Annotated in this window: 11 protein-coding genes; 2 read left to right on the forward strand and 9 right to left on the reverse strand. The window is 36.9% G+C overall.

Annotation, left to right across the window (positions count from 1 at the left end; genetic code table 11):
- From BLT94_RS21340 to BLT94_RS21350, 3 genes are all read right to left on the reverse strand, one after another.
- Positions 1–224: HigA family addiction module antitoxin (locus BLT94_RS21340; protein WP_139169102.1), on the reverse strand; the 224-nt coding region annotated here is incomplete at its 3' end.
- Positions 224–520 (reverse strand): type II toxin-antitoxin system RelE/ParE family toxin, encoded by a 297-nt coding sequence (locus BLT94_RS21345; protein WP_245743218.1) that lies wholly within the window; start codon positions 518–520, stop codon positions 224–226. The genes BLT94_RS21340 and BLT94_RS21345, both read right to left, overlap by 1 nt.
- Positions 521–635: 115 nt before the next feature.
- Positions 636–1,874, reverse strand: a complete 1,239-nt coding sequence (locus BLT94_RS21350) for a hypothetical protein (protein ID WP_217641263.1) — start codon at positions 1,872–1,874, stop codon at positions 636–638.
- Between the two features lie 176 nt (positions 1,875–2,050).
- On the opposite strand from BLT94_RS21350, the gene BLT94_RS21355 reads away from it, so the two are divergent.
- Positions 2,051–2,302 carry a type II toxin-antitoxin system Phd/YefM family antitoxin gene (locus BLT94_RS21355; protein ID WP_014957540.1) on the forward strand — a complete coding sequence of 84 codons (252 nt, stop codon included), beginning with the start codon at positions 2,051–2,053 and terminating at the stop codon, positions 2,300–2,302.
- A 3-nt stretch (positions 2,303–2,305) separates the two neighbouring features.
- Positions 2,306–2,569, forward strand: coding sequence for a type II toxin-antitoxin system RelE family toxin (locus BLT94_RS22720; RefSeq protein WP_092238708.1), 264 nt, complete (start codon positions 2,306–2,308; stop codon positions 2,567–2,569).
- 297 nt (positions 2,570–2,866) lie between these two features.
- Here BLT94_RS22720 and BLT94_RS21365 read toward each other — a convergent pair whose 3' ends face one another.
- The 6 genes from BLT94_RS21365 to BLT94_RS21390 form a co-directional block, all read right to left on the reverse strand.
- Positions 2,867–3,118 (reverse strand): hypothetical protein, encoded by a 252-nt coding sequence (locus BLT94_RS21365; protein ID WP_092238711.1) that lies wholly within the window; start codon positions 3,116–3,118, stop codon positions 2,867–2,869.
- 185 nt (positions 3,119–3,303) lie between these two features.
- The gene (locus tag BLT94_RS21370; RefSeq protein ID WP_092238713.1) at positions 3,304–3,663 is read right to left on the reverse strand and encodes a HigA family addiction module antitoxin; all 360 of its coding nucleotides are present in this window, start codon (positions 3,661–3,663) and stop codon (positions 3,304–3,306) included.
- Positions 3,635–3,952, reverse strand: coding sequence for a type II toxin-antitoxin system RelE/ParE family toxin (locus tag BLT94_RS21375; RefSeq protein ID WP_322787315.1), 318 nt, complete (start codon positions 3,950–3,952; stop codon positions 3,635–3,637). Before BLT94_RS21375 ends, BLT94_RS21370 begins: the two co-directional genes overlap by 29 nt.
- Before the next feature lie 163 nt (positions 3,953–4,115).
- On the reverse strand, positions 4,116–4,301 hold the full coding sequence (locus BLT94_RS21380) for a hypothetical protein (RefSeq protein WP_092238716.1): 186 nt from the start codon (positions 4,299–4,301) through the stop codon (positions 4,116–4,118).
- 222 nt (positions 4,302–4,523) lie between these two features.
- Complete coding sequence (locus BLT94_RS21385; protein ID WP_092238719.1) at positions 4,524–5,423, reverse strand: hypothetical protein; 900 nt, start codon at positions 5,421–5,423, stop codon at positions 4,524–4,526.
- A 234-nt stretch (positions 5,424–5,657) separates the two neighbouring features.
- Positions 5,658–5,979: HNH endonuclease (locus tag BLT94_RS21390; RefSeq protein ID WP_139169104.1), on the reverse strand; the 322-nt coding region annotated here is incomplete at its 5' end.

Consider the following 5,979-nt stretch of genomic DNA (forward strand, 5'->3'; position numbering starts at 1 on the left):
TAATTGTCTTGCATAAGAAGCCAACTTTCTGGACTGCGCCCCAAACATTTAGATAGACGTAAAGCCATTCCTGGGCTAATTGCGCTCTGTCCTTTGATAAGTCTTGAGAAGGTTGAAGGTGAGACTTTTAGCCGTAAGGCAACACTTCTGGGCGATACCTCAAGCGGTTCCAAATAAACGTCTTTGATGAATTCCCCAGGGTGGGGAGGGTTATACATAGCCATTAGTGATAATCCTCATAATCTACAATATAGGCATGACCATCTTTAAACTCAAAAATGATACGCCAGTTTTTGTTTACATCAATCGCCCATAATCCTTGACGATCACCCTTTAAACTGTGGAGCCGCCAACCTGGAGTCTTCATGTCTTCTATGCATGTTGCTGTATCAAGTGCGATTAACCGAATTCTAAGCTTTTGTTTGTGTCCAGGTTGAATACCTGACAATTTCCCTGTTTCAAAAAATTTTCGCAGTCCTTTGTGTTTAAATGTTTTTATCATGAGTTTATTATACAGCATGATGCGCAATCCGCAATACTAATTTTGGGCATTTTTTCAATCTTTGTACTAAACACAGAACGTTTTAAATCAGGGGCGCTGCTTTTTGCGTCCCCTGTATTTTTTTGTTGGGTGGTTACAACCAGTCACCATCAGTTTTTTTTACTCGAAAATTTTTTACAAAATCAATTATCAACTCTTTGTTAGTAAGCTCTATCCATTTATTGATAGATTTTATTAAAAGCTGTAATATATTAGAAAATTTATCTAAATATTCTTTGTTAAAATGGTGATAGTTCGTTAGGCTTGCAATATTTCCTGGATAAAAATCACCAAAATTACATACTTGGCCTTCTTTCTCATTTATTTTTTTCATTAAAAGGTATCTATCAGGAAATTGATTTCCATGTGCCACTTTTGAGCTATTTATTACAAAAAGACTTTCTTCTTTTTCTTCGAGTTTAATTAACAATTTTGAAAAATATCTTGTTCTTGTAGTATCATATGCAGAAAACCATTCATAAATATCAATTAGTGCATTTAATATTTCTCTATTGTAATATTGAGAGCTCATTGCTTGATTTATAAAGTTTTGAATCTTTCCTTCATATTCATGAAAACTTTTTAAAAGATAAAATCCTAATACTTTTTTATTAACTAATATTTCAGAAATGTCTGATTGTGTATAGTTTAAGAAGTTCTGAATATTGCCAAATAAGTCTAATTTTGCATCAGACTTACTCACAAACTGTACAAAATGTGATACTAAACCCAATATTTCTTGATCAATTTCTTTTTTTAGAAAATCTAAGATTTTATCTGTTAGAATTCCATTTTCATGCATTTCTTGAATAGCTTTTTCAATTTTCTTAGCAGTATTTTTTTTTGTATCGGCCTTATTCGTATCTTTTAAACTATAAGACATAATTCTTCGATTTCTCAAATCAAATGGTAGATCTTCATAGCTCCCATAATCTGTATTATAAACACAAATAATTTTTTCCCAGCCTAATGTTCGTGCGGCATAACCTAATTCTATTAATACATTTGGATTTGGTGTTTTTCTACCATCTTGAATAGAGCTATTAATTATTGAAATATCTGCAATAAATACGCTGCTTCTACTAATTTTGTTAAATATTGATTCTGTTATATCTGGTGTACCTGATACTTCTCTTGTTGCTTTATCTAAATTCAACCCAATAGAAATAGGCTCAATAGCTTTTAGTTTTTTTATAGCAACCGCAATACAATTTTCAATAAAACTTAAATTTGTATTGTTTGGTAAATCTGATTGCCATGAGTAAAATATAGTTCGTTTCAATATGTTCCTATTCCACCCAACGCTTGGGTAACGGGCAGCAAGGGTTTCCAATAAAGTTCATTGGAGGCACATCATTTAAAAGTTTTTCAACCTTTAAAAAGAAGGAGACCCTTGCTGTCCGGTTCACCCGCCTGTTATAATACGGTTTTTACTTTTTCGCCTATGATTGACATTGTGAAGTACCTGTTGTACGTTATATACATAAAGTACACAATTGGAGGTGTAAAATGACCACTAAAGTTTCTACAGCCGATGCAAGAAAAAATTTTGCTGATATTGTTAACAAAGTAGCTTATGGAAATGAACCTATAGTTCTGACACGCAGAGGCCAAGATGTTGCTGCTTTGATTTCTATTGATGAGCTTGAACTGCTTCAACAAATTGAAGACCATATTGATATTGAAGATGCCAAACGGGCTCTTGCAGAACCTGGAAATAATATTCCCGCCGAAGAAGTCTGGAAGCAATTGGGGCTTTGATTTATGACATATTCTATAGAGTTTCGACCTGTGGCATTGAAAAATATGAAGAAATTTCCCAAAAGGGATTTGGTCCGCATAAAAAAAAAGATAGAGGCTCTTGGTCAGAATTTGCCGGAGCCAAATACCACAAAGATGAAAGGGAATAATTCTTTTCATAAGATTCGAAGCGGAGATTATCGTATAATATATGAGATTCATGATGACAAATTAGTCATTCTGATTGTAAAAGTTGGGCACAGAAAAGATATTTACAAAGGTCTTTGATGCATTGAGCTTGGTAGTTTTTTCGTCTACCATTTTAAGCCGGTACACTCCATAGAATAAGGATCTTCTGGAATCCTTGTTTCTGAGGCTTACTCGCTGGAAGATTCTCATCAATCGATTCAAACTGTCCCGCTTTATGTCGGTAGCTGTTTTTTCCAAACGTCAAGTATTATAACGGTGAAGCTCACGGGCCGCAAGGGTTTGCAGACAAGTTGGCTGAAGCCGCTATTTTTCATAGTTGTTACAGACTTTAAAAAAGGCCGCCCCTTGCGGTCCGGTGGAGCGCTTTGTTATTTTTTATGCTTTAATTTGAAAAATCAACCAAGTTATTACGACATTCACAACACCAATATAAAAATTTTTTCTACCAGTTTTGCTTGCCTTCCATCGCGGAATTATTTCAAAAATAAAACGAAACGATCCCCACTCACCAAAATACGCGGCAAGTGCCGTGGTTTTTTTATATAGAGAACTTTCAAAAAAACGATCAATTATAGAAGCCGTTTCTTTATTTATCTCTACCCCTTTAAATTCTAATAGAGCAGCCATTAAGAAACCAAAGCCAAGAGACATTGTAATTGGAGTTATTAAGTATAAAAGTGGCATTTTGAAAAATAACGGTGAAGCTCACTGGCCGCAAGGGTTTGCAGAAAAATTGGCTGAAAGCACTATTTTTCGAAGTTGTTATAGTCTTTGAAAAAGGGCGCCCCTTGCGGTCCACGTGCAGCGCTGGGTTATGCTAAATTGTCTCGTACTATTGAAAGGGGTTGCAGCTTTTGAATCTCAATAGCTTTTGGGCCGTTCATAGCGTGCCATAGATCCCAGTCTTGTTGCAAACCAAGCCAGAAATCTGCAGACATTCCCAAAACATAAGACAATCTAAGCGCAGTGTCTGGTGTCACTGAACGGCGACCTTTGATGATTTCGTTAAGACGAGGATATGATACTCCTAATTTTTGAGCCAGTTTCGTCTGTGTGATATTAAGCGGTTTGATAAACTCTTCCAGAAGCATCTCGCCAGGATGTGTTGGCGGTCTGTTTTTGGGGAGTTTCCTCGAAACGTTATTAGTGATAGTCGGTGATTTCAATCTCATATGCTTGGCCCTCCTCCCAAATAAAACAAATACGGTATTGCTGATTTATTCGGATGCTATATTGATTTTCTCTATCGCCTTTTAGCTGCTCAAGCCTGTTTCCTGGTGGTATTTGGAGTTCAGTGATTTCTTGCACACGGTTAATTTGGTCTAGTTTGCGTCTTGCGACAGGCCAAATTGATTGCGGACAACATTTTCTGGCGGCTTTGGATGCAGTTCCATCAAAAACATCCTCCGTTCCAGCATTCTTAAAAGACTTTATCATGACCCATATTATAACGGTACCCATTATAAATGTCAATATTTCGGATTAAAGGCATAACGGTTGAACTGAGTTGCCTGGGGCTTATTGCCGACAAACTCAGATCAAATAAGATTTTTGTTGGAACTGAAGCTTTTAGAGCCGCTCCGTGGCCCCAGGTCAACTCCAGTGATGGGTTATGCGGAGATGTCTATTCTTTATACTCCGGATTGGATTGCCGTCTTAAATCCCGCGCTCCGCTACTTCCAATGGCAAAACCTACTATAGCAATAGCAAGAATGATATAATCAAAAAGTTGAACTCCAGTTCGGTACTGTAAGCCTCCCATAAATATTAGAAAGCCAACAATGATTTTTACCATGGGAGAAATTTTCATGAAGATTGATTCCTTTATCGATTAATTAGAGCGACAAACATTTAAAAAAATACCATTTTGAAAATAAACTGGTAACAATATTGCTGCTTTTTGAAGAGGCCTCATTAATTTTTTTACGCATAACGGTTGAGCTGACGGGCCGCCCCACGGTGCTTGAAAAAGGCGGCTGAGCTGCTCGCGGTCCCGTCCAGTGATTGGTTATCTTTAAAATTGTCGTATCTTTTAAAGAACATGCTGATTCCCAAGTGACGGCCAAAATTCGTATAAAAAATCAACGTCGCTATCTTTTAATGGATAGCGAAAGATATTACCTTCACGGATATATGCAAATGCACAATCTTTTTCTTCTTTTGCATTGATAAAACCATGAGTAGCAAACTCTGTAAAAACACCTAAGCACTTTTTGTGTTTATTCTTGGATAAAACTTCTTGATGGGCCAGAACAAATTTTTTCATAATATCAGCAGATTGCTTTTGATAATTTTTAATGTGTTTAGCTATTACTGCTGAAGCGCTTGGGTTGACTATATCGGTTATATTTACCGCAATCATTCCTCTTGCTTTTGAGGACACCTCACTACACAATCTTTTTTTTATTTGTTTATTTGCACTTTTTACTCTTTTTTCCAACTGGTTATAAGATTTAAGCCGTTTACATTCAACATATAGTTTCCGGTTGCCGATTATGACAACCAAATCAGATATGCTTCTCAAATCAACTTCATAACCAGCTTTTGAGAATCTTGAACCAATACTAAGCTCAAATGCAAAATCACGTGATTGATCTTTATAGCTTGCATTCCGAAATCGTTGCCCTGCAACGAGTTTTTTTACTGATTCAGATAATTGTGTATTATCAAAACTTTCAAAGGTAGTTTTGAGTCTGACCAATTCAGTGGCTTCTAAGTTTGCATTCATGAAGGTTTCAAGGCTTTCTTTCGCATTTCCAGGTTCTTTACCCTCCACAAAGTCTTTAAAATCTTTTTCGTATAATCCAAATCTTGTTCTTTTATAATCTATTCCAAAAGTCGTGAGCCATTCACAGGCCTCAAGAAATTTCTTATCAAGTTCTTTGCTCTCTGCTATAAATTTTTCAGGAAATAAGTCTATGATTGTACTCATGGAAATTCCAGATAGCTATTGGTATAAAATAATCTCTCCTGCTTCCAACTAATGCATTGTGATTCTGACCTTCGAAAGATAACGTTTGGGTAACGGGCGGCAAGGGTTTCCAAAAAAGTTGATTGAAAGCACATCGTTTAAAAGTTTTCTAAACCTTTAAAAAGAATGAGACCCTTGGCGTCCGGTTCACCCGCTGGTTCGGGCTTTGGCAACTCAATGATTTTTTACTTCTTTTCACTTGAAGCCCCTTGGCCAGCCATAATGAGCCTTTCGATGACAGTTCGGACAGAGAGCTACCGCATTGGCAACAGTGTCTTCACCGCCTTCCGAAAGCGGTTTTTTATGATGGACTTCAAGATACGGAGAGTTATTCGCACGGCGTACAAATGGAGCCGGATTTTTGCAGTACTCACAGTATCCATTTGCAAGAAATAGAACCTCAGCCACGACATCAGGATTCCGGGCAAAGGAAACCGATATAACCTCGATTTTATTCGGGATAGCCCGAGCATTTTCTATCCGTTTGCGCCTCAGTTCGGGTTTGTCGAGTAATGCG

The organism is Desulfobacula phenolica (genome assembly GCF_900105645.1).
GTDB lineage: Bacteria > Desulfobacterota > Desulfobacteria > Desulfobacterales > Desulfobacteraceae > Desulfobacula > Desulfobacula toluolica.

Excerpts from the sequence above, each read along its gene's own strand:
- BLT94_RS21365 (WP_092238711.1), bottom strand. The coding sequence starts at position 3,118 with ATGGCTGCTCTATTAGAATTTAAAGGGGTAGAGATAAATAAAGAAACG.
- BLT94_RS21375 (WP_322787315.1), bottom strand. The coding sequence starts at position 3,952 with ATGGGTACCGTTATAATATGGGTCATGATAAAGTCTTTTAAGAATGCT.
- BLT94_RS22720 (WP_092238708.1), top strand. The coding sequence starts at position 2,306 with ATGACATATTCTATAGAGTTTCGACCTGTGGCATTGAAAAATATGAAG.
- BLT94_RS21380 (WP_092238716.1), bottom strand. The coding sequence starts at position 4,301 with ATGAAAATTTCTCCCATGGTAAAAATCATTGTTGGCTTTCTAATATTT.
- BLT94_RS21345 (WP_245743218.1), bottom strand. The coding sequence starts at position 520 with ATGCTGTATAATAAACTCATGATAAAAACATTTAAACACAAAGGACTG.
- BLT94_RS21385 (WP_092238719.1), bottom strand. The coding sequence starts at position 5,423 with ATGAGTACAATCATAGACTTATTTCCTGAAAAATTTATAGCAGAGAGC.
- BLT94_RS21370 (WP_092238713.1), bottom strand. The coding sequence starts at position 3,663 with ATGAGATTGAAATCACCGACTATCACTAATAACGTTTCGAGGAAACTC.
- BLT94_RS21355 (WP_014957540.1), top strand. The coding sequence starts at position 2,051 with ATGACCACTAAAGTTTCTACAGCCGATGCAAGAAAAAATTTTGCTGAT.